Source organism: Lysobacter sp. CC-YZS074 (genome assembly GCF_056739745.1).
The window spans coordinates 1,821,227-1,843,312 of sequence record NZ_CP200301.1; the positions used below are offsets into that span (position 1 = coordinate 1,821,227).

Here is a 22,086-nt window from a genome sequence, read left to right on the forward strand (position 1 = left end):
GCCGGAGCCGGGCCGTTCCCTGTTACCACGATGCGCGGGGCATCGCGCAGCAGACCGGTTACTCGGACTTGCTGTTGAGCTGCTCGCGCAGCAGGGCACCCAGCTTGGTGGTGCCGCTGGCCGCCTCGGCCGAAGCGGCGGAGCGGTTGTAGTCGGCCACGGCCTCCTGCATCTCCGCCTCATCCTTCGCCTTGATCGACAGCTGCATCGTGCGGCCCTTGCGGTCCATGCCGATGAAGCGTGCCTCGACGTCGTCGCCAACCTTCAGGTACTTGGTGGCGTCGTCCACGCGCTCCTTGGCGATGTCGCGGGCGGCGATGTAGCCCTCGATGCCATCGGCCAGCTCGATCGTGGCGCCCTTGGCGTCGACTTCCTTGACCTTGCCGGTGACGATCGAGCCCTTCGCGTTCGACGCCATGTACTGGCCGAACGGATCCTGCTCGAGCTGCTTGACGCCCAGCGAGATGCGTTCGCGCTCCGGATCGACCGCCAGCACGACCGCTTCAAGGGTGTCGCCCTTCTTGAAGTTGCGGACGATGTCCTCGCCAGTGGTGTTCCAGCTGATGTCGGACAGGTGGACCAGGCCGTCGATGCCGCCGTCCAGGCCGATGAAGATGCCGAAGTCGGTGATCGACTTGATCTGGCCCTCGACCTTGTCGCCCTTCTTGTGCAGCACGGCGAAGGTCTCCCACGGATTGCTGGTGACCTGCTTCATGCCGAGCGAGATGCGGCGACGCTCCTCGTCCACGTCCAGCACCATGACCTGGACGTCGTCGCCGACCTGCACGATCTTGGACGGGTTGACGTTCTTGTTGGTCCAATCCATCTCGGAGACGTGCACCAGGCCTTCGACGCCCGGCTCGATCTCGACGAACGCGCCGTAGTCGGTGACGTTGGAGACCTTGCCGAACACGCGGGTGTCGGCCGGGTAACGGCGCGAGATGTTCTCCCACGGATCCTCGCCCAGCTGCTTGAGACCGAGGCTGACGCGGTTGCGCTCGCGGTCGTACTTGAGTACGCGGACGTCGAGCTCCTGGCCGACTTCCACCACCTCGGACGGATGGCGCACGCGCTTCCAGGCCATGTCGGTGATGTGCAGCAGGCCGTCGATGCCGCCCAGGTCCACGAACGCGCCGTAGTCGGTGAGGTTCTTGACCACGCCCTTCAGGATCGCGCCCTCGACCAGCTTCTCCATCAGCTGCTCGCGCTCTTCCGAGTGCTCGCTCTCGACCACCGCACGGCGGGAGACGACGATGTTGTTGCGCTTGCGGTCCAGCTTGATCAGCTTGAACTCGAGCTCCTTGCCTTCCAGGTAGGTCGAGTCGCGCACCGGGCGCACGTCGACCAGCGAGCCGGGCAGGAAGCCGCGGACGTCCTTGATGTCGACGGTGAAGCCACCCTTGACCTTGCCGCTGATGCGGCCGGTGATGGTCTCGTTCTTCTCGAGCGCCTCTTCGAGCTCGTCCCACACCATCGCGCGCTTGGCCTTCTCGCGCGAGAGCACGGTTTCGCCGAAGCCGTTCTCGATGGAGTCCAGCGCGACCTTGACCTGGTCGCCCTCGGCCACGTCGATCTCGCCGGCGTCGTTACGGAACTGCTCGATCGGCACGATGCCTTCGGACTTCAGGCCGGCGTTGATCACCACCACGTCGCCACGGACCTCGACGACGGTACCGGTGACGATGGCGCCTGGCTTCAGCTTGGCCAGGTACTGCTGGCTCTGTTCGAACAGTTCGGCAAATGATTCGGTCATTGGAAAAATATCCGGTTGAACACACGGGCCGCACCGGTTGGCACTCGCTCCCGACAGGGCAGCGCAGGCAACACGTGGTCGACCCACCCGTTGATGTGGTGCGATGCCGCTGCACCATGTGTCGGTTGGTTGATCCGCCGCGCTGCACCATGCCGCGTGGCGGGGCTGTTCTGCCGCGGTCGTTCAGGCCCCCGATCCGTCTTCGCGTACCGGCAGCAGCGCCAGCACGCGGTCGACCACCTCGTCGATACCAAGTCCGGTGGTGTCGATCCGCACGGCATCCTCGGCCGGGCGGAGCGGAGCCACCGCGCGACTGGCATCGCGGGCGTCGCGGGCCAGAATCTCCCGCAGCAGACCAGCCAATGTAACGGAAACCCCCTTGTCATTCAACTGCTTATAGCGCCTCTCGGCCCGTTCCTCGGCACTGGCGGTGAGGAACACCTTGTAGGCGGCATCGGGGAAAATGACCGTGCCCATGTCGCGCCCGTCGGCGACCAGCCCCGGAGCGCGGCGGAACACCCGCTGCCGGTCCTTCAACGCCGCACGGACTTCCGGGATCGCGGCGATCGCCGAGGCGGCGGCGCCCGCGGTTTCGGTCCGCAGCTCGTCGGTCGCGTCCTGGCCATTGATCAGCACGCGCAGCTCGTCGCCCTCGTCGCGAAAGCCGATTTCGGTGTCGAATGCGCAGCGAACCAGTGCCGCCGGGTCCGCAAGGTCGAGGTCGCCCCAGCCCGCAGCGACACCGATGGCGCGGTACAGCGCGCCGGAGTCGAGGTAATGCCACCCCAGTCGGCGGGCGACGAGGCGGCTGATGGTGCCCTTTCCGGATCCGGAAGGGCCGTCGATGGTGAGTACCGGGATGTCGTGGGTCGTCATTCACCCATTATGCGGGCGACCGGCCCGACCACGTGCACGACCGGGAAAAGACACGAGCCAACCAGTACTTGCCTGCAGGAACGAACACCCGCTATCATTGCGGGCTTGCCAATTTCCCTGTTTGCCGAGGTCTGTCATGAAGGTCCTGTCCTCCCTGAAGTCGGCGAAGACCCGTCACCGCGACTGCAAGGTCGTCCGCCGCCGCGGCAAGGTTTTCGTAATCTGCAAGTCCAACCCCCGCTTCAAGGCGCGCCAGCGCTGAAGTGGTGGTGCGCACGGCGCAAACCGCGCCCTGCCGCCGGGTTCGACCTGCTCAAGCAAGAAGCCGCCTCCGGGCGGCTTTTTGTTTTGGCGCCACTGGATCACCCGGCGCCGCGATCCGTGATGCCGATGCCGACGGACCACGTGCGTGCGCATACAATCGCGGGTCTCGAAACCATTCAGGTTTGAAGAGGGGAACTCATGAAGTCGATCGTGAAACCGATGCTCGCCACGCTCCCGCTGGTCGCCCTGCTCGCCGTGGCCGCGACCGCCAGCGCCGAAACCCTGCTGATCGAGCGGGTGCAGGAGGAAACTCCGGCCGCCCTGCCCGCACGCGGCCAGACCATGGCGCAGGTCGAGGCCCGTTACGGCGTACCCGCCGACCGCATGGATCCGCGCGGCGGCCAGAAGAGCCAGTGGCCGACCATCAATCGCTGGGTGTACCCCGCCTTCACCGTTTACTTCGAGCGCGACCGGGTGATCGACGTGGTGGCGAACAAGGCCGACGCCACCGAAATCGGCCCGAAGCCGCCCATCCTCTGAGCGAGCCCGCACCATCCATGAGTGAATCCGCAGCACGCTTCCCCGCCGAATGGGAGCCGCAGGACGCGATCCTGATCGCGTGGCCCCATGCCGACACCGATTGGGCCGAGCGGCTCGGCGAGGTCGAGGAAACCTACATCGCCCTGGTCGCGGCCATCACCCGTTTCCAGCCGTTGCTGGTGTGCGTGGCCGACGACGACGTGCAGGCCTACGCGCAAGCCCGTCTCGCCTCCGCCCGCATCGACATGCAGCGGGTGCGGTTCGTCGAGCTTCACTACGACGACACCTGGTTGCGCGACTCCGGGCCGATCACCCTGCGTGACGCCGGTGGTTTCCGCCTGCTCGATTTCCGCTTCACCGGCTGGGGTGGCAAGTTCGAGGCCGGGCGCGACGATCGACTCGTGCAGGAGCTGGTGGGGTTGCGCACGTTCCGCGACAGCGAACGCGAGAACATCGACTTCGCCCTGGAGGGCGGCGCGATCGAAACCGACGGTGCGGGCACCCTGCTGACCACCTGGCAGTGCCTGCACGAACGCCACCCGCAGGCGTCGCGTGCCGAACTGGGCGCGCGCCTGGCCGAATGGTTGCAACAGGACCGCGTGCTGTGGCTCGACCATGGCTACCTGGAGGGCGACGACACCGACGCCCACATCGACACCCTCGCCCGCTTCGCCGCCCCGGATGCGATCGTCTACCAGGGCTGCGACGACCCGCACGACTCGCATTACGCCGAACTGCAGGCGATGGGCGCTGAACTGGCGGCCCTGCGCACCCGCGACGGCCAGCCCTACCGCCTGTTCGAGCTGCCATGGCCGCAGCCGGTCATCGACGATAACCGGCGCCTTGCCGCGAGCTACGCGAACTTCCTCATCGTCAACGGCGCCGTGCTGATGCCGGCCTACGGCGATCGCGCCGACGACGAGGCGGCCGCGGTGCTCGCTCGAGCCTTCCCGGACCGCGAGATCGTCCAGGTGCCGTGCCGCCCGCTGATCTGGCAGAACGGCAGCCTGCACTGCATCACCATGCAGCTGCCCCAAGGCGTCCTCGCCGCTTGACCCTCCGGCCACGGTCGCCGTGCGATCGTGACCGTCGAGCCGCCGATGACGGTGGCGCCACCCGGATGTACAGATGAAGACGCAAACCCTGCCCGTCGCCCTGATCCAGGAGCGCAACCATGGAGACGCCGAGGCCAACCTGTCGGTGATCGAGCAGCGCGTGGCCGAGGCCGCCAAGCGTGGCGCCCGGCTGGTGCTGCTGCAGGAACTCCACAACGGTGCCTACTTCTGCCAGCACGAGAATGTCTGCGAGTTCGAACTGGCCGAGCCGATCCCCGGCCCCAGCACCGAGCGCCTGGGCCGGCTGGCCCGGGAACATGGCGTCGTGCTGGTCAGCTCGCTGTTCGAGCGTCGCGCCGCGGGCCTGTACCACAACACCGCGGTGGTGTTCGAAAAGGACGGCAGCGTCGCCGGCAAGTACCGCAAGATGCACATCCCGGACGATCCGGGCTTTTACGAGAAGTTCTACTTCACCCCCGGCGACATCGGATTCCATCCGATCGACACGTCGGTGGGGCGCCTGGGCGTGCTGGTCTGCTGGGACCAGTGGTATCCCGAGGGTGCCCGCTTGATGGCGCTGGCCGGTGCCGAGCTGTTGCTGTACCCGACGGCGATCGGCTGGGACCCCGACGACGACCAGGCCGAGAAGAACCGCCAGCGCGATGCCTGGATCCTCAGCCATCGCGGCCACGCGGTCGCCAACGGAGTGCCGGTGCTGTCGTGCAACCGCGTCGGGCACGAGCCGTCGCCGTCGCAGGCGTCGGGGATCGATTTCTGGGGCAACAGCCACGTGCTCGGCCCGCAGGGCGAATTCCTGGCCGAAGCCGGCGCGGAGCCGGAGATCCTCATGGCCGAGATCGACATGCAGCGCAGCGAGCATGTCCGGCGGATCTGGCCGTTCCTGCGGGATCGTCGCATCGACGCCTACGGCGACCTGCTCAAGCGCTACCGGGACTAGGCCGGCCTCGCCGACGGGCGGTGCGCCACAAAAAGAACGGGCGTGCTATTTTCTCGCGCATGTCTCCATCCCCCGCCACCGGCAAGGGCGCGGCCACCCGCGAAGCCATCATCGACCGGGCCTACGGCATCGCGTGCTCGGCGGGCGTGGAAGGCCTGTCCATCGGGCCGCTCGCGGCGGCGGTGGGCATGTCCAAGAGCGGTGTCTTCGCCCATTTCGGCTCACGCGAAGAGCTGCAATTGGCCGTGCTCGATTCGGCCGCCGAGCGTTTCGTCGCCCACGTGTTCCGGCCGGCGATGAAGGTCCCGCGTGGTCTGCCGCGGCTGAAGGCCATCGTCCACGCGTGGTTTGAGTGGGTGCGCCATGCCGGCGACGGCGGTTGCCTGGTCCTGGCCGCGGTCACCGAATACGACGACCGGCCGGGGCCGCAGCGCGAGCGGCTGTTGCAGCAGCAGGCCCAGTGGCGCGGGGCGCTGGCGCACGCGGTGCGACTGGCGGTGGAAACCGGCGATCTGCGCGCCGGCACGGACGCCGACCAGCTGGCATTCGAGCTGTATGCGCTTGCGCTGGTCGTCCACCATGACGCCGGCCTGTTCGGTTACGACGCCGCATCGACGCGGGGCCGGGCGGCGCTTGACCGCCTGCTCGATTCGTACTCCCCACTCTCCTCCCGCTAGCATAGGAACGCCGATGACGACGCCCTTCCCTGGAATAAGCACGATCGTTCGTTCCATCGCGTTGATTTCAATCCGTCTAGGTTTCGCGTGTGGGAGCCGGCTGGCCCCCGCCTGGACGGCCCGTCGCGCAGCCGACCTGTTCTGCACGCCATTGCCGGGCAGCCGGGCACGAGCGCTCGGCTCGCCGTCGATGGATGCGCGCGTCGGGCAGTTCCGGTACCGGAATGAATCGATCGCAACCTACTTGTGGGGCGACCCGTCGACGCAGCCCCACGTCCTGTTCGCGCATGGCTGGTCGAGCCACGGCGGACGCATCCTGCCGTGGGTTCAGCCACTGCGTGCTGCGGGTTACGCGGTGGTCGCCTTCGACCAGATCGGCCACGGTCGCAGCACCGGGCAGCGCACCACCCTGCCCGGCTTTACCGACCTGCTGCTGGAAGTGGCGCGGCGACATGGCCCGGCCGCCGCGGTCATCGGACATTCGCTCGGCGGCGCGGCGTCGGCATTGGCGCTGGCCCGCGGGCTGGCTGCCGATCGCGCGATCCTGATCGCGCCGGCCGCCGACCCGGTGGACGCGACCCACCGGTTTGCCCGCATGGTCGGTCTGGCCGAACACCTGTGCCGGCACATGTTCAATCTTTACGAGGCGGCACTCGGGATAACGTTCGAGGAGCAGCGGGCGCACCGGTTCGTTCACCGCATCGGCCGGCCAGCGTTGATAGTCCACGATCTCGGCGACCGCGAGGTTCCATGGTCGGAGGGGGAGTGCTATGCGCGCTGCTGGCCGGGCGCCCGGCTGTTGAGCACCCAGGGGCTTGGTCATCGCCGGATCGTCGATGAAGCAACGGTCATCGCGGCGGGCCTGCGGTTCCTCCGCGGCGAACGCGTCGGCGAGCGGGTGGTCTCCTCGCCCAACCTCCCGTTCGGTGTCGGCTGAGCGGTTCCTGTCGCACCGTGCCGGAGCGTTTGCCGCTGTTGCCAGCAGCCTCTAAGCTCTGCCGACGTCCCATTGCACGGCGCCGCTCGGCGCCGTTTTCGTTCACGGTGCCCGATGCCCTCTTCCCCCGTCGCCTCGCCCGGCGAAGCGTCCATGAGTGACCCCACCGTCGCGTCGCCGAACTGGCGGGAGCAGCCGCACGCCATCGTCGAGCGCGACGGTGTGCGATACACCCTGCTGGGCACCGCACACGTGTCCCTGGCCAGCGTGGACGCCGTGCGCGAGGCGGTGGCCAGCGGCGGTTTCGACGCGGTCGCGGTCGAACTGGATGCACCGCGACTGCAGTCGCTGACGGAGCCCGATGCGCTGGCACGGCTCGACCTGATCCAGGTGATACGCACCGGACGCACCGCCATGTTCGCCGCCAACCTGGCGCTTTCGGCCTACCAGCGCCGGTTGGCCGAGCAACTGGAAATCGAGCCCGGCGCGGAGCTCAAGCTTGCGGCACTGCAGGCGCGCGAACGCGGCCTTCCGATGCACCTCATTGACCGGGAGGTCGGCCTGACCTTCAAGCGCGCGTCCGCCCGGCTCGGGTTCTGGGGACGGGCCAAGCTGGGCAGCGGGCTGCTGGTCTCGCTGCTGGCCAGCGAGGACGTGGGAAGCGATGAAATCGAGAAGCTCAAGCAGGGCGACATGCTCGAGGCGAGTTTCAGCGAGTTCGCCAGCGAGAGCCCGGCGATGTACGAAACCGTCATCGCCGAGCGCGACCGCTACATGGCCGCGCGCCTGCGCGAAGTCGCCGACGCGACGGACCGGCCGCGCGAGGTGCTGGCGGTGGTGGGGGCGGGTCATCTGCAGGGGCTGGCGCGCCACCTGCGCGAGGAAACCCGCGCTGCGCCCGACGTGCGTGAGGAACTCGAGCAACTGCCGGAAAAGAGCGGCATCCCGTGGTTCACTTTCGCGCTGGCGGTGTTCGTCATCGGCGGGTTTGCCTGGGGCTTCTGGCAAGGCGGGCTCGATGTCGGCTCCGACCTGTTGCTGCAGTGGGTGTTTGCGACCGGCGCGCTGGGCGCGCTGGGCTGCGCCCTCGCCGGCGGGCATCCGCTCAGCATCGTGGTGGCCTTTCTCGCCTCGCCGATCACCCCGCTGCACCCCGCGCTCGCCTCGGGCACGCTGAGTGCGTTGACCGAAGCCTGGCTGCGCAAGCCGACCTACGCCGACTTCATGGCGTTGCGCGACGACGTTCAGACCATCAAGGGCTGGTGGCGCAACCGGGTCGCTCGGGTGCTGCTGAACTTCTTCCTGACCAGCCTGGGCACCGCGATCGGCGTGTGGACCGGCGGGTTGAAGATGCTGAACACCCTGCTCTGAGCCGTGTGCGGCCCGCGCCCGACGCGGGCCGCCGCTATCACGCCGGCCGCGCCTGCTGGCCGGCGGGCGCCACGCCCCGCGCCCTTCGCACGACCCGCACCGTGCCGCCACGCATGTCGTCCAGGATCGCGTAGATCGTCGGCAGGAACAGCAGGCTGACCACGGTCGAGAACGCCAAGCCACCGGCCACCGCACGCGCCATCGGGAAGTAGGTGATGCCGCCGAGCACCTCGGTCTCGCTGAGGCCGATCGGCACCATCGCCAGGATCGCCGTGCCCATCGTCATCATGATCGGACGCAGGCGTTCGCGGCTGCCCTCCACCAGCGCGTCGGTGCGCGACCGGCCCATGCGGCGCAGGTTGTTGATGTGCTCGATCATGACGATGCCGTTGTTCACCACCACGCCCATCAGCACCAGGATGCCGATGAAGGCCATCACCGAGAACGTGGTGCCGGTGAGCCAGAACAGCCAGAACACGCCGAGGATCGAAAACAGCACGCAGCTCATGATCGCCGACGGGAACAGCAGCGACTCGAACACCGCCGCCATCACCACGTAGATCATCACCAGCGCGATGACCAGGTTGAACAGCATCTGCTGGCTCGCGTCCTGGTCGCGCTGGAACGCGCTGCCGTCGAAGCTGTAGCCGTAGCCGGGCGGGAATGCGACGTTCTCCATGGTGCGCTCCATCACCTCGCGCGCCTGTGGGACCGTGGTCTCGCCGGCCAGTCCCGCCTGGATGGTCAGGGTGGTCTGGCGATCGTTCCGGCGGATCTCGGTGGCCGCCGGCTGCACGGCCACGTCGACCATCGCCATCAGCGGCACGGTGCGGCCGTCCGGCGCACGCACGGTGAAGCCGGCGATGTCCTCGACCCCGAAGCTCTCGGCATCCTCGAAGCGTACCCAGACCGGCACCTCGTTCTCGCCCTGGCGGAAGTCACGCAGTTGCGCTCCGCGCAGCGCCAGCGACACGAACTGGGAGACGTCCTGCGCGCTGAAACCGAACGCCGCCGCGCGGTCACGGTCGACGCGCACCGTCAGCTCGCTGTTCTGGTCGCCACTGTCCACGCGAACGTCGCGCAGCTGTTCGTTGCCGGCGAGGACGGGAATGATGTCCTTGGCCAGTTCGGTGAGCATTTCGGTCGAGTCACCGACCAGCTGGACCTGCACGTTGCCGCCATCGTCATTGCCGCCACGCTCGCCAATGCCGATCTTGGCCCGTGCCGACTTCGGCAGCTCCTTGCCGATGGCTTCCACCAGCACCTTGGTGTCCTCGACCGACTCATCGAAGGTGACTTCCGTACCCGCCCAACCCTGCTCGCTGAACCACGAGTAGATCTGCACGATCTCGAAACGGTCGCGGTTGGTGTCCAGGAAACCTTCAACGCGGCTCACCTCCTCGGAGATCTGCTCCTTGGTGTAGCTGCCGTTCCACTGGTAGAAGATGTTCGCCTCGCTGCTGTCCTCACCACCGCCGAACATGTCGAACTTGGTCTGCGTCATCGGTACGAAGCTGAGGGCGATGATCATCAGGATGCCCAACACGCTCCAGCCGCGATGCTCCAGCGTCCAGCGCAGGAAACGCGCATAGCGGGACTGCAGGCGATGGATCATGCCGCGCTCGTTGCGTACCGCCGGAGGCGTCTTCATACGCGCCGACAACATCGGAATCAGGCTGACCGCGACCAGCCACGACGCGAGCAGCGACACCGAGATGGTGATCGCGATCTGCGACATGAAGATGCTGATGTCGTTGGTTTCGCCGAACAGGTTGGGCACGAACACGATGCAGTGGCACAGGGTGCCGGCCGACAACGCGATCGCCACGTTCCGGGTGCCTATCACCGACGCCCGCATCGGTTGCCCCGGCATCCTCTCGCGTTCCTGGTAGATGCTCTCCACCACCACCACGGCGTTGTCCACCAGCATGCCGACGGCGAGCAGCAGCCCCATCAGCGACAGCACGTTGAGGGTCACGCCGGCGAAGTACATGAAGCCGAGCGTCATCACGAAGCAGATCGGGATCGCCAGCGTCACCATCAACGTCGATGGCCAATGGCGCAGGAAGAAGAACAGCACCGCGATCGACAGCACCAGACCGACACCGCCGGCCTCAGCGAGCTCCAGCAGCGAGCTGGTGACGTCCTCACCGAGGTTCTGGATCACCTTGACCTGGATGCCGCTGAGCTCGGGGTGCTGGCGGATCCGCTCGATCTCCGCGAGTGCGGCGTTCGACACCTCCACCAGGTTGGCGTTGCGCTCCTTGAATATCTCCAGCCCGACGGCCGGCTGCCCGTCGAGGCGGCGTCCGTAGTCCATCCGCTGCGGCTTGAGCCGGATGTCGGCAACGTCCCGCAGGCGCAGGCCACGGTCGTTGATCACCAGATCGCGCAGCTGGTCCAGGTCGGTCAGTTCACCGACCGGCTGCACCCGCAGGCGCTGGTCGCCCGCTTCGATCTGTCCGGCCGACAGCGAAAAGTTCACTGCGCGCAGGCGGGTACTCAGCTCGTTGAGGTTGAGCCCATGCGCGCCGAGGCGCTCCGGGTCGATCGCGATTTCCACCTCGTTCGGCGGCGCGCCGGCAATGTCGACCTTGGCCACGCCGGCTACCCGCTCGAGCGGACGCTGGAACTCGCGCTCGATGAGCTCGTAGGCACCGGTCAGGTCCTGCTCGCCGGCCAGCCGGACCTGCAGGATGGCCTCGTCGTCAGTGGAGAAGTTGCCGACGAAGTAACGCTGCAGGTCGTCGGGCAGTTCGTCGCGGATGGCGTCGAGGCGTTCGCGCGCCTCGGAAGCGGCGATCTGCACGTCGGTATCCCAGTCCGAATAGAACACCCCGACGAATGCACCGCTGGCGCTGGCGCGGCCTTCCATCCGCTCCAGGCCGCTCATGGTCGACAGCGCTTCCTCCGCCGGCCGCAGGATGGTGCGCTCGACCTCCTCGGGAGTCGAGCCGGGATACGGGAACTCCACGAACACCGCCGGGAACGACAGTGATGGCAGCGCTTCCAGCGGCAGCCGCACCGCCGCGATCAGGCCGATGACGAACATCGACACGAACAGCATGATCGTGGTGACCGGCCGTTTCAGGCTCAGCTCGGCGATGCTCATGCAGGCTGCTCCGCCTCGTCACCCGATGCGCCACCGGACAGCCGCGCCGTACGGCGGCCGCGCTCGCGGTAGTGCTCGTCGGCACGCCGGTCCAGCCGGTCGTACACCACCGGGATCACCACCAGGGTCAGCAGCGTGGAGACCAGCAGGCCGCCGATCACGGTGATCGCCATCGGCGAGCGCACTTCCGCCCCCTCGCCGAACGCCAGCGCCAGCGGCAGGAAGCCGAACAGCGTGCACAGCGTGGTCATGATGATCGGCCGCAGGCGCGAGCGGGCGCCCTCCACCAGCGCCTCGCGCTTGGCCACGCCGGCCTCGCGCAGCTGGTTCACCTTGTCGATCAGGATGATCGCGTTCTTGGTCACCAGGCCGACCAGCAGGATCAAGCCGATGAACACCACCACCGATACCGAGGAGCCGGTCAGCAGCAGCGCCAGCACCGCGCCGACCAGCGCCAGCGGGATGGTGAAGAGGATCACGAACGGGTGCAGCAGCGACTCGAACTGCGACGCCATCACCAGATAGACCAGGAAGATCGCCAGGCCGAAGGCGAACAGCAGTGACTTCACCGACTGCTCCAGTTCCTCGCCCTGGCCGCCGATGTTCATGCGCACATCGGCGCCCAGCGGGTTGGTCTCGACCAGCGCCTGCACTTCCTGCACCGCGCTGCCCAGGTCGATATCGCGCAGGTTGGCCGAGACGATCGCCACCCGCACCTGGTCGGCGCGGTGGATCTCGCTCGGGCCGGTGGTGGCGACCACGTCCGCCACCGATGCGAGCCGCACCGGCGCAGCGCCGGACGGATTGACGATGAGGTTGCGGATGTCGTCCACCGAGGCGCGGTCGGTCTGCTGCGCGCGGACCAGCACGTCGATCTTGCGGTCGCGGAAGCTGTAGCGGGTCGCCACCTCGCCCCGCACCTTGGCCACGACCGCGTCCGCGATCTGGCGGGTGGTCAGGCCCAGCGCCGCGGCGCGCTCCTGGTCGAAGTGGATCTGGATCTCGGGGAAACCCTGCTCCACCGTCGAACTGACGTCGGCGTAATGCGGATTGGACCGCAGCAGCTCCGCCATCTTCCGCCCGGCGCGCTCGATGGCTTCCAGGTCATTGCCCTGCAGTTCGATCTCCAGCGGTGGCGAGAAGCTGAAGAGCTCCGGCCGGCTGAAATCGACCTGCGTGCCCGGATGGCTGCGCATGGTGTCGCGCAACTGCTCGGTCATGGCCGCTTCGACCTCCTCGCTGCCGCCATCGGCCATCACGATGCTGAGCTTGCCGATGTTCTCGCCGCTCTCGGTCGGGCTGGCGTCCAGCCGCGTGCCGCTGCCGCTGACGCCGTACAGCGCGTGGATACCCGGCGCGTCGGCGTGCTCGTCCTGCAGCTCGCGGACCAGCGCGTCGGTCTGCGCCAGCGGTGTGCCGGGCGGCAGCTTCACGGTCATTTCGAACCGGTCCTGGGCCAGCTGCGGAATCAGGTCGGCGCCCAGCAACGGCACCAGGAGCAGCGTCAGCACGAACGCGGCGGCGGCCGAACCCATCACCAGCCAGGGACGGGCCAATGCGGCAGGCAGCAGCCGCAGGTAGCCGCGCTCGGCGCGACCGTACGGCGCCATGGCGATATCGCTGGCCTTGCGCATGACCGGGCCGACGACGGCGGCCAGCAGACGCCACAGGCGGACCACCACCCACGCGATGGCGAAGAACCCGCCCCGCGTGCCCGCACCGGCGCCGCGGCCGGCCATCGCCAGCGGCTTCTGCAACTTCGAGCCGGGCTGCCACTTCGGGTGCGGCGGCTCTTCCGGGAACGACATCGGCGGCCGGCCCTTGAGCGCGCTCAGCATCGGGATCAGCGTCATCGACACCACCAGCGATATGCCGATGGCGATCGCCACCGTCAGCGCCTGGTCGCGGAACAGCTCGCCGGCCACGCCCTCGACGAACACCAGCGGCAGGAACACCGCGATCGTGGTCAGGGTCGAGGCGACCACCGCCATGCTGACCTCGCGCGTGCCCTGGATCGCTGCCTGCAGGATGCCCAGCCCGCGCTCGCGGGCCTTGGCGATCGACTCCAGCACCACGATCGAATCGTCCACCACCAGGCCGGTGGCCAGTGCCAGTCCGCCGAGCGACATCACGTTGAGGCTCAGGTCCAGCTGGCCCATGAAGAAGAATGTGGTGATGATCGACACCGGCAACGACAGGCTGATCACGAACGTGCTCCAGCCGTCGCGCAGGAACAGGAAGATGATCAGGATCGCCAGCGCGCCGCCGATGACGGCATCGAGCTTGACGTCGGCGATGGCGTGGCGGATGAAGGTCGACTGGTCCTCGATGACGGTCAGTTCGATGCCCGGGGGCACCTGCTCGCGGATCTGCTCGATCCGCGCGTGGACGGCGTCGGCGGTGGCGACGGTATTGGCGTCGCCTTCCTTGTAGATCGCCAGCTCGACCGCTTCCTGCCCGTCCAGGCGGATGATCGCCTCGCGCTCCTTGTGGCCCTGGCGCACGATCGCGACGTCCTTCAGCCGCACCGGCATGCCGCCGGCCACCACTGAACCCGAACCGGACGAGGCGTTCTGCACCGAAGCGGCCGCCGCCATCGCGTCGGCCGAACCGGTCGCCGCGGCGACCCGCGCCATCTGCATGGCCGCGTCCTGCGCCGCGCTGTCCCCGCCGCTGCTGGTGGACACCAGCATGTTGCCGATCTCCTCGACGCTGGCGAACTGGTTGACCGTGCGCACCAGGTAGCGCTGGGAGCCTTCCTCCAGACGGCCGCCGGAGATGTTGATGTTTTCCTGCTGCAGGCGCTGGATCACGGTCTCGATCGGCAGGTTGAGCTGCGCCAGCTTCTGCTGATCGATCAGCACCTGGATCTCGTCCTCCAGGCCGCCGCCGACCTTGACCGCCGCGACGCCCTCGACCGGCTCGAGCTTCTTCTTCAGGTCGTCATCGGCATAGCGGCGCAACGTGGTCAACTGCGCCATCGCGTCTCCGCCGGCGTTGGCCGACAGCGCCAGTCGCAGGACGGGTTCGGTCGACGGATTGAAGCGCAGCAGCACCGGCGGCTCGGCCTCCAGCGGCATCTGCAGCGCTTCCATCTTGTCGCGCACCTCCAGGCTGGCCTGGTCCATGTCGGTGCCCCAGGCGAACTCGAGCACGACATCGCTCTGCCCGGTGCGCGACACCGACTTGAGCTTGCGCAGGCCCTTGACCACGCCGACGGCCTCCTCGACCGGCTCGCTGATCAGGGTCTCGATTTCCGCCGGCGCCGCGCCGGTGTACTCGGTGCGCACGGTCAGGGTGGGATAGCTCAGGTCCGGCAGCAGGTTGACCTTGAGGTTGCCCAGGGCGATCAGGCCGAACAGCAGGAAGCTGATCGTCACCATCGCGATGGTCACCCGCCGCCGGGTGGCGAACTCGACCAGGTCGAAGCTGCGGGGTGCGTGCGAGTCGTACCGCTCGCCCGACGGATGCTTGGCGTCGCTCACGGAGGCAGCCCCGGTTACTGGTGGTTGGCGGCGGAGCCGGCGGCATCGCCGGCGGGTTCCGCCGCCGCCACTGCGGCCTTTCCGGGCTGGCCGATCACCGCCACGGCGCTGCCGTCGCGCAGCGCGGTCTTGCCGGCCACCACCACCTGGTCGCCCACCTTCAGGCCTTCGCGGACTTCCGCCCACTGGCCGTCGATGTAGCCCAGCGTGAGCGGGACCCGCTCGACCTTGCCGTCGCGCACGGCGAAGACCGCCGCCTCCCCGCCGCCCTCGAGCAGCGCGGCGCGTGGCACCACCGTGGCATTGGCCCGCTTGTCGTAATCGATGCTGATGCGACCGAACATGCCCGGCTGCAGCAGTCCGCCGCTGTCGAACTCGGTGAACACCCGGAACGTGCCGCTGCCGGCGTCGACCACCGGCGAGACCCGGTCGATCGTGCCGGTGAACGCCTTGCCCGGCAGCGCGTCGACGCGCAGTTCCACCGGCAGCCCGGCCTGCATGGTGGCCAGCTCCCGCTCGGGCACGTTGAGCACCGCCTCAAGCCTGGACGTGTCGACGATCCGCACGATCGGCGTGTTGATCTGGACGAAGTTGCCGGGCTTCGGCGTGACCGACGCGACCACCCCGCTGATCGGTGCCTGCACCGCCGCGTAGGACAGCTCCAGGTTGGCCAGGCGGTTGGCGGCGCGGGCGTTCTCGAGGTCGTAGCGGATCTGGTCGTAGTCCGATGCCGCGATCAACTGCTCCTTCGCCAGCGTTTGCGCGCGCTGGAACTGGTTCTGCAGTTTGTGCATCTGCGCGGCGGTCTGCGCCGCCTGCAGCTGGGCACGCGCCGGGTCCAGCCTCACCAGGGTCTGGCCGGCACGCACGACGTCGCCTTCCTCCACCAGCACGCTCAACGCCACGCCGGAGGTCTTGGCCACCACCTGCGACTCGGCGGGCGCCTCGAGCGGCGCCGTGCCCGAATAGCTGGCCGCGACGGCACGCTGTTCGACCAGGGCCACCTCGACCGGCACCGCCTCGGCGCCCTTCTCCGCGCCGGGAGCGGCGGCCTGGGCATCGCCGGGGGCGCCCCCGTTGCAGGCGGCGAGAACCAGTGCACAGGACAGCGCGAGTACAGCGGCTCGCAGGTGGCCGCGGGCGCGGGAAACGGTGTGGTGACGCATCGGGAGACCCCAGGGTGGTGATATGGAAACGTGGTCGGGCCGGCCTATGCCGGTGTTGTATGTAGGTATATCACCGGCACCCGTTTCGCCCATGCGCCGAAGGTCATGGTGAGTGAAGGCACCGGTGTAACGGGCGTGGCGGCGGCGGCCGGTCGGGTGGCCGCACTTCATGGACGGGCTTCGTTCAGCCGGGGTCGCGAGCTATACTCCACGGATTGTGTGCGGTGCCCGCGGTCACGCGTCCCGCCGCACAGCCAGCTTCGAACCTTTGCCAGCTACCAGAGATTGCGGATTACGACATGATGCGACCGCTGACGATCGCCGCCTTGGCGCTTACCACTGCCCTCGCCTTCCCGGCCATGGCCCAGGAACCCGCGGCGGCCGCCGGTCCCACCGCGTCCGGCGCGGTGCAGGGCGACCTCGAAAAGGGCCGCCTGCTGACCTATACCTGCCACGGCTGCCATGGCGTGGAGGGTTACAAGAACGCCTACCCGAACTACCACGTCCCGAAGCTCGGCGGACAGTCGGCGCAGTACCTGGTCAATGCGTTGCAGGCCTACCAGCAGGGCTCGCGCGAGCACCCCACGATGCAGGCGCAGGCCGAGAGCTTCTCGGAGCAGGACATCGCCGACATCGCCGCCTTCCTTTCCAGCCTGAAGTGAGTGAGCAGACGTCCATGACGATCCGTAACTTCGCCATCGCCCCTGCCCTCATCGCCGCCGCGCTGATGCTGTCCGCGTGCTCGGGATCGGAAGAACACGCCGCCGAAGCCGGCGAGCACGCCGCCCCCGGCTCCTCCTCGGCCGGCCTGCCCAAGGGCAACATCGCCGCCGGCGAGCAACGGGCAAGCACCAAGGGCCAGGCCACCGGCCAGTCCTGCGTGGATTGCCACGGCGCGGAAGGCAATGCACCGATCGACCCCACCTATCCGAAGCTCGGTGGCCAGTACGCGGACTACCTTGCCCACGCGCTGGAGTCCTACCGCAGCGGCAAGCGCGACCACGCGCTGATGTCCGCCCAGGCCAAGACCCTGACCGACCAGCAGATCGCCGACCTCTCGGCCTATTTCGCCTCCCGCGAAAGCCAGCTGGTCGACCTGAGCAACATGAACGACTGATCCATCGGCACCGCCGGATCGGACGCAAGAAAGCCTGCCAGCAAGCAGGCTTTTTTGTTGCCGGAGGATGGGTGGGCCGGCAGCCCATCGCCGCCATCCGCCCCGGGATTCTTCCGTGGAATCCGCCCGAAGGCTCAGCCTTCCGTCCGCGCACCCGGTGGCAGACTGCCATTGCCTTCCTGGAGCTCCGGTTTGAACGGAATGTCCGGAGGCGGGCGGGCGGTGGCGGGCTGCTCGTTGAGGTTGGGGTCGTCGATGCCGCAGCCGCCACCCACCACCAGCAGCACGGTCTGGCAGACGATGTGCTTGTTGGTGCCGGGGATCGGAATGCGGATCGTCTTGACGCTGCGCCGCACCCACTCTTCCAGCAGTGTCTCGTTGGGGCGCCAGTATTTATCGAACGCGGTCGGCTCGTAATCCGTGGGCGGGCGCCGCAGCCAGGTGCCGGCCCGGTCGAGGTCGGCGATCTCTTCGGTGATGGTGCCCGGCGGCTGGCCGGGCGAGGCGGATCCGGGCGTTTCCGCCAGCCGGACGCTGCCGTCGCTGTTGTACAGGCCCGGGGGTTCGCCGCGCTGGGCGCCGGGTTGCTCGCGCTGCGCGGCGCCCCAGTCGTCCGCACGTTCCGGAGCCGGCCAGCCGCCGGGGGCGGGAAGCTCCTCGGGACCCGCGTGGGCGACCGGCGCACCGGACTCGGCGGCATCATCGGGTGGAGCGTCCGCGGAACTCGGTGACGTTGGTGCGCTGGCGGCGGCCCGGGTGGGTGACGCCGCGGCAGGCGTGGATTCGGCCTGGGCGGGCGCAGTGGACGCGACCGCCGCGGACACGTCGGGCGTCGGCTGCGGGACCGGAGGAATGTCGCGCTCGCGCACCGTTGGCACCTGCGCCTGCAGCTCCGGTGTCGCCACGTCCGGCGCCCGTATCTGCCGTGGCGCAGGCCGACGCACGGGCGCCGGCACGTCGCGCTCCGCCACTTCCGGCACCCGGGCCTGCAGCACCGGCGCACCGGGCGCCTGCACGGGCAGGCGCTGAACGGCCGGGCGAGGCACGCGGGGAATGTCGACCACCTGCACGCTCGGCGCGGTTGCCTCCAGAGCCGGCATCGTGACCGCCGGCGCCTCGATCCTCGGCGTGGTCGGGGCGAGCACGAACTCCGGCTCGGCTTCGGGCGTGGGCTCGCTGACCGTGAGGGGCTGCGCGTCCGGAACCGGTGGCGACATCGCCACCTCGCGCTCGATCACGGGCGGCGCGGTGACCTGCAGGTCGGGCATGGCGACGGCCGAAGGCAGCGCCTGGGCGGTAGGACGGGGTGGCGTCACTTCGCTCGGCACCGCCGGCGCTGAAGGTGCCTCCGGGCGCGCGGGTGAAGGGGTGGTCGGCACGGCTGGCGGCGCGGGATCCGTGGTGGGACGGGCGGGGGCGGGTTCATCCCCGCCGCCGGCCTGCTCGGGCGTTCCTTCGCCGATGTACTCGATCTGGACCACCAGTTCTTCGCCCTTCGGCGGTGCATGCGCCGCGTCGAACAGGCTGACGTACATCAGCCACAGCAGGATCGCCGCCAGCAGCAGGTGGCAGAGCGCCGAGATACTCCCCGCGAGCCACCGCACACCGCGGTCTTCCGGTTCCGCCGGATTCCACTGTTGCCGCCACAGCGCGACGAAGGCCTGCCACCGGGTCAGTTCCGGCGTGCTGCGTGCCGGTCCGGCCACGGGTCTCCCGGCCAGCACGGACACGAGTGCTTCGGCCGGCGCGCCGGTCACCGCGCCGGGGCGCTGGCGCATCGAATCGAACCAGCCCTGCCATCCGGGCGGGAACTCTCCCGGCGGCCGACGCCGGTGCGGCGCCAGCACCAGGAGGCGGCGCTGCAGCGCGTGGATCCATGCGTCGGCTGAGGTCGTCAACGACGCGGGGCCGGGCTCAGGCCGCGTCGTCGCGGCTGATGTAAGGTGCCGCGCCGGTATCGTGGTCGGTCGCGTCCCGCACCGCCGTCACCCCCGGCACCTTCTCCAGCAGCGTCTTTTCGATCCCCTGCTTGAGGGTCACGTCGGCCATGCCGCACCCGTGGCAGCCACCGCCGAACCGCAGCACCACCACGCCGTCGGCGGTCACTTCCTGCACGGCGACGCTGCCGCGGTGCATGGCCAATTGCGGATTGATCTCGTGCTCGACCACGTAGCGCACGCGCTCGACCAGCGATGCCGCTTCGCCCGGCGCCACACCCTTGATCTTCGGCGCTCGGATCTGCAGCTGACCGCCGGTGCTGCGGGTCTCGTAATCGATCTCCGCACCGTCGAGGTAGCCCGTGCTGGCCGCTTCCAGCCACAGGGTGAAGCCGTCGCAGTCGATTGCCCACTCGTCGCCCTGCAGGTCGCCGGGCTCGGCGAACTCGAGCCGCACGTCCGCGCGGGGCGTACCGGGATGCACGGCCGACAGGCGCACGCCGAGGCCCGGCAGCGCCTCGCGCTCGATCAGCTTGCGGAAATGGATCTGGGCGGATTCGGAAATCTGGATCATGCGGCTATTCTAGCGACCTGCGCGCGGCAACACCGCGCCTGCCTCCCGTCCGACCGTGGTCGCTGCGTTTGGTTCAGCCGGCCATGCCAGAGGAACCGCCATGAACGACCTGATCCCCCTCGCCCGCGCCCACTGCATCGCCCGACGCGGCAGCGAACACAAGCTCACCCAGGCGCGCGTGCGCGAGTTGCTGCCCGAGATTCCGGGTTGGGAGCTGGCCGAGGACGGGCACGCGCTGGTCAAGACCTTCCGCTTCGGCGACTACTACCGCACGATGGCCTTCGTGAACGCCCTCGCCTTCATCGCGCACCGGGAAGATCACCACCCCGACCTGAGCGTCCACTACGACCGTTGCGTGGTCCGCTATTCCACCCACGATGTCGGCGGCCTCAGCGAGAACGATTTCATCTGCGCGGCGAAGGCCGAATCCCTGACGGAGTAACGCCATGACCCAGATTTCGACCGGCAAGCTGTCCCGCCCCGGCGCCGCCCGGCTCGTCATCGGCGGCGCGCTCGTGTCGCTGGCCCTGCTGGCCGGCTGTGACGGCGGCGGTCCGCCGGACACCAGCATGATGGTCGCCCCCACCCAGCCGGTCGCGCTCGACACGCCACCGCCCGCCTACCCACCGGAGCTGGCCTGCTTCGACAAGGGTGGCACCGTGGGCCTGCTGCTGGAAATCAGCATCGACGGAAGCCCCGTGAACATTCGGGTGGAAAACAGCAGCGGCCATCCGCAGCTGGACCAGGCCGCGCTGGATGCCGTGAAGACATGGCGCTTCCGTCCCGCGACCCGCAACGGCGCTCCGGTCCAGACCGACCTGCGCGTGCCGGTCACGTTCAATCCGCCGACACTGCGGCCGGACCTGTGCTTCCAGTACGAGGAGCAGCGGTAGCGCCAGAGGAGGAGTCAGGCCGTGGCTCTGCCTGATTCCCACGTGCGCCCGTGACCGGATGCCTTCCGTACCGACTCAGGCCAGTCGGTCGAGGACGTCCACCAGTTCCGGCGCAAGCGGGGCATTGAGCAGGTAAGGCGCCTTGCCGCCGTCCAGGGCGAACTCCAGCGTGGACGCGTGAAGGAACAGGCGCTTCAGTCCGACCTGCTCCCGCAGTCGTTTGTTGGTCGCCGCATCGCCGTATTTGTCGTCCCCTGCCACCGCGTGCCCGATGTGTTGCGCGTGCACGCGGATCTGGTGGGTCCGTCCGGTTTCGATCCGCACTTCGCAATACGAATGGCCGCCGCGTCGCTCCAGCGCACGGAAGTGGCTCAGTGATGCCTTTCCCGCACCGTGTCCGACCACCTGCACGTGACGCTCCCCGCCCTGGCGCAAACCGACATGGAGCGGCGCGTCCACGCTCATCACCCCATCGGGCATGCGACCGGTGAGCAGCGCGAGGTAGCGCTTGGCGATGCCGCCGTCCTCCCGCATCAGCGCCTGTATTTCGGTCAGGGCCGAACGCTTCTTGGCCACTATCAGCAGTCCGGAGGTGTCCCGGTCGAGCCGGTGGACGAGTTCCAGCGTCTGGTTCCGACGCAGGGCACGCAGGGTTTCGATCGCGCCGAAACTGATGCCGCTGCCGCCGTGGCTGGCCACGCCGGAAGGCTTGTTGAGAGCCAGCAGCCGGGCGTCCTCGAACACGATGGCCGCATCCAACGCGTCCATGAAACCCTTCGGCGGCGCCGGCTTGTCTCCCGCTTCGGCGAGACGCACCGGCGGGATCCGCACTTCGTCCCCGCCTTCGAGCTTGCGCTCGGCCTTGGCCCGCCCCCCGTTGATCCGCACCTGCCCGGACCGGACGAGCTTGTAGATCAGCGAGCGGGGCGCGCCCTTCAGCTGGCCCAGCAGGAAATTGTCGAGCCGCTGGCCGGCGCGGTCTTCGGGCACCCGCACGGTGCGGGCGCCTGCCTGTCCGGTGCCGGCGGGGGCTGGTACTGAATGGGTCATCCGCTCAGGGTTATCTGATACACTCGCGACGCGAGATAAGGTTTTGATTTCGCAGGGAGTTCCCTGCCGCGTCCGGACGATGTCCGGGCGGGAGCCGGGGCCGGGGCCGAAAGCCCGACCTGCGATTCCGTTCCGCGCCTGACCACTGTCCCCGGGATAGCCATGTTAGCAGCGACGGTCCGGCGGAACCGGCCCTCGTCCGGCGGGTCAAACCGCCTGCGATGAACACGCCCCGTGCGACGCCAAGGCATCCTGCCGAACGCGGCCGCCGGCCCAGAACGATTGGATAGCAACACACAAGCGCTCCCGCGGCATGCCGTG

General features: G+C 68.5%; 19 protein-coding genes. 11 read left to right on the plus strand and 8 right to left on the minus strand.

Annotated features, from left to right (window positions below):
- Positions 1–58: 58 nt before the first annotated feature.
- Together rpsA and cmk are read right to left on the minus strand one after the other, a co-directional pair.
- Entirely contained in the window at positions 59–1,753 is a 1,695-nt protein-coding gene (rpsA, locus tag U8331_RS08175) for a 30S ribosomal protein S1 (protein ID WP_481130561.1), read from the minus strand.
- A gap of 183 nt (positions 1,754–1,936) precedes the next feature.
- Positions 1,937–2,629, minus strand: coding sequence for a (d)CMP kinase (gene cmk / locus U8331_RS08180; RefSeq protein ID WP_481130562.1), 693 nt, complete (start codon positions 2,627–2,629; stop codon positions 1,937–1,939).
- 136 nt (positions 2,630–2,765) lie between these two features.
- Between cmk and ykgO the strand changes: the two genes are divergently transcribed.
- From ykgO to U8331_RS08215, 7 genes are all read left to right on the plus strand, one after another.
- A complete protein-coding gene (ykgO, locus tag U8331_RS08185; protein ID WP_005913193.1) occupies positions 2,766–2,891 on the plus strand; it encodes a type B 50S ribosomal protein L36 in 126 nt (41 codons plus the stop codon).
- A gap of 221 nt (positions 2,892–3,112) precedes the next feature.
- The gene (locus tag U8331_RS08190) at positions 3,113–3,433 is read left to right on the plus strand and encodes a hypothetical protein (protein ID WP_481132929.1); all 321 of its coding nucleotides are present in this window, start codon (positions 3,113–3,115) and stop codon (positions 3,431–3,433) included.
- Between the two features lie 17 nt (positions 3,434–3,450).
- The gene (locus U8331_RS08195) at positions 3,451–4,488 is read left to right on the plus strand and encodes an agmatine deiminase family protein (RefSeq protein ID WP_481130563.1); all 1,038 of its coding nucleotides are present in this window, start codon (positions 3,451–3,453) and stop codon (positions 4,486–4,488) included.
- A gap of 73 nt (positions 4,489–4,561) precedes the next feature.
- On the plus strand, positions 4,562–5,446 hold the full coding sequence (locus U8331_RS08200; protein WP_481130564.1) for a carbon-nitrogen hydrolase: 885 nt from the start codon (positions 4,562–4,564) through the stop codon (positions 5,444–5,446).
- Between the two features lie 59 nt (positions 5,447–5,505).
- On the plus strand, positions 5,506–6,123 hold the full coding sequence (locus U8331_RS08205; protein ID WP_481130565.1) for a TetR/AcrR family transcriptional regulator: 618 nt from the start codon (positions 5,506–5,508) through the stop codon (positions 6,121–6,123).
- 13 nt (positions 6,124–6,136) lie between these two features.
- Complete coding sequence (locus U8331_RS08210; RefSeq protein ID WP_481130566.1) at positions 6,137–7,060, plus strand: alpha/beta hydrolase; 924 nt, start codon at positions 6,137–6,139, stop codon at positions 7,058–7,060.
- A 153-nt stretch (positions 7,061–7,213) separates the two neighbouring features.
- Complete coding sequence (locus U8331_RS08215) at positions 7,214–8,431, plus strand: TraB/GumN family protein (protein ID WP_481130567.1); 1,218 nt, start codon at positions 7,214–7,216, stop codon at positions 8,429–8,431.
- Between the two features lie 37 nt (positions 8,432–8,468).
- Here the strand turns inward: U8331_RS08215 and U8331_RS08220 are convergent, their stop codons facing one another.
- The 3 genes from U8331_RS08220 to U8331_RS08230 are packed head-to-tail and all read right to left on the minus strand — an operon-like array spanning position 8,469 to position 16,194.
- Positions 8,469–11,543: an efflux RND transporter permease subunit gene (locus U8331_RS08220; protein WP_481130568.1), complete on the minus strand. Its 3,075-nt coding sequence runs from the start codon at positions 11,541–11,543 to the stop codon at positions 8,469–8,471.
- Entirely contained in the window at positions 11,540–15,028 is a 3,489-nt protein-coding gene (locus tag U8331_RS08225; protein WP_481130569.1) for an efflux RND transporter permease subunit, read from the minus strand. The genes U8331_RS08220 and U8331_RS08225 overlap by 4 nt, the downstream gene beginning before the upstream one ends.
- Before the next feature lie 14 nt (positions 15,029–15,042).
- Positions 15,043–16,194 carry an efflux RND transporter periplasmic adaptor subunit gene (locus U8331_RS08230; RefSeq protein ID WP_481130570.1) on the minus strand — a complete coding sequence of 384 codons (1,152 nt, stop codon included), beginning with the start codon at positions 16,192–16,194 and terminating at the stop codon, positions 15,043–15,045.
- Positions 16,195–16,496: 302 nt separating this feature from the next.
- Here U8331_RS08230 and U8331_RS08235 point away from each other — a divergent pair, with 302 nt between their 5' ends.
- Entirely contained in the window at positions 16,497–16,856 is a 360-nt protein-coding gene (locus U8331_RS08235; RefSeq protein ID WP_481132930.1) for a c-type cytochrome, read from the plus strand.
- 20 nt (positions 16,857–16,876) lie between these two features.
- Entirely contained in the window at positions 16,877–17,311 is a 435-nt protein-coding gene (locus U8331_RS08240) for a c-type cytochrome (protein WP_481132931.1), read from the plus strand.
- Between the two features lie 134 nt (positions 17,312–17,445).
- Here the strand turns inward: U8331_RS08240 and U8331_RS08245 are convergent, their stop codons facing one another.
- Entirely contained in the window at positions 17,446–19,209 is a 1,764-nt protein-coding gene (locus tag U8331_RS08245) for a serine/threonine-protein kinase (RefSeq protein WP_481130571.1), read from the minus strand.
- A 16-nt stretch (positions 19,210–19,225) separates the two neighbouring features.
- Complete coding sequence (locus tag U8331_RS08250) at positions 19,226–19,822, minus strand: NfuA family Fe-S biogenesis protein (RefSeq protein ID WP_481130572.1); 597 nt, start codon at positions 19,820–19,822, stop codon at positions 19,226–19,228.
- A 100-nt stretch (positions 19,823–19,922) separates the two neighbouring features.
- Between U8331_RS08250 and U8331_RS08255 the strand changes: the two genes are divergently transcribed.
- Together U8331_RS08255 and U8331_RS08260 are read left to right on the plus strand one after the other, a co-directional pair.
- Positions 19,923–20,264, plus strand: a complete 342-nt coding sequence (locus U8331_RS08255; RefSeq protein WP_481130573.1) for a 4a-hydroxytetrahydrobiopterin dehydratase — start codon at positions 19,923–19,925, stop codon at positions 20,262–20,264.
- A 4-nt stretch (positions 20,265–20,268) separates the two neighbouring features.
- The gene (locus U8331_RS08260) at positions 20,269–20,715 is read left to right on the plus strand and encodes an energy transducer TonB (RefSeq protein WP_481130574.1); all 447 of its coding nucleotides are present in this window, start codon (positions 20,269–20,271) and stop codon (positions 20,713–20,715) included.
- Between the two features lie 75 nt (positions 20,716–20,790).
- Here the strand turns inward: U8331_RS08260 and U8331_RS08265 are convergent, their stop codons facing one another.
- Positions 20,791–21,765 carry an RluA family pseudouridine synthase gene (locus tag U8331_RS08265; protein WP_481130575.1) on the minus strand — a complete coding sequence of 325 codons (975 nt, stop codon included), beginning with the start codon at positions 21,763–21,765 and terminating at the stop codon, positions 20,791–20,793.
- Positions 21,766–22,086: the final 321 nt, after the last annotated feature.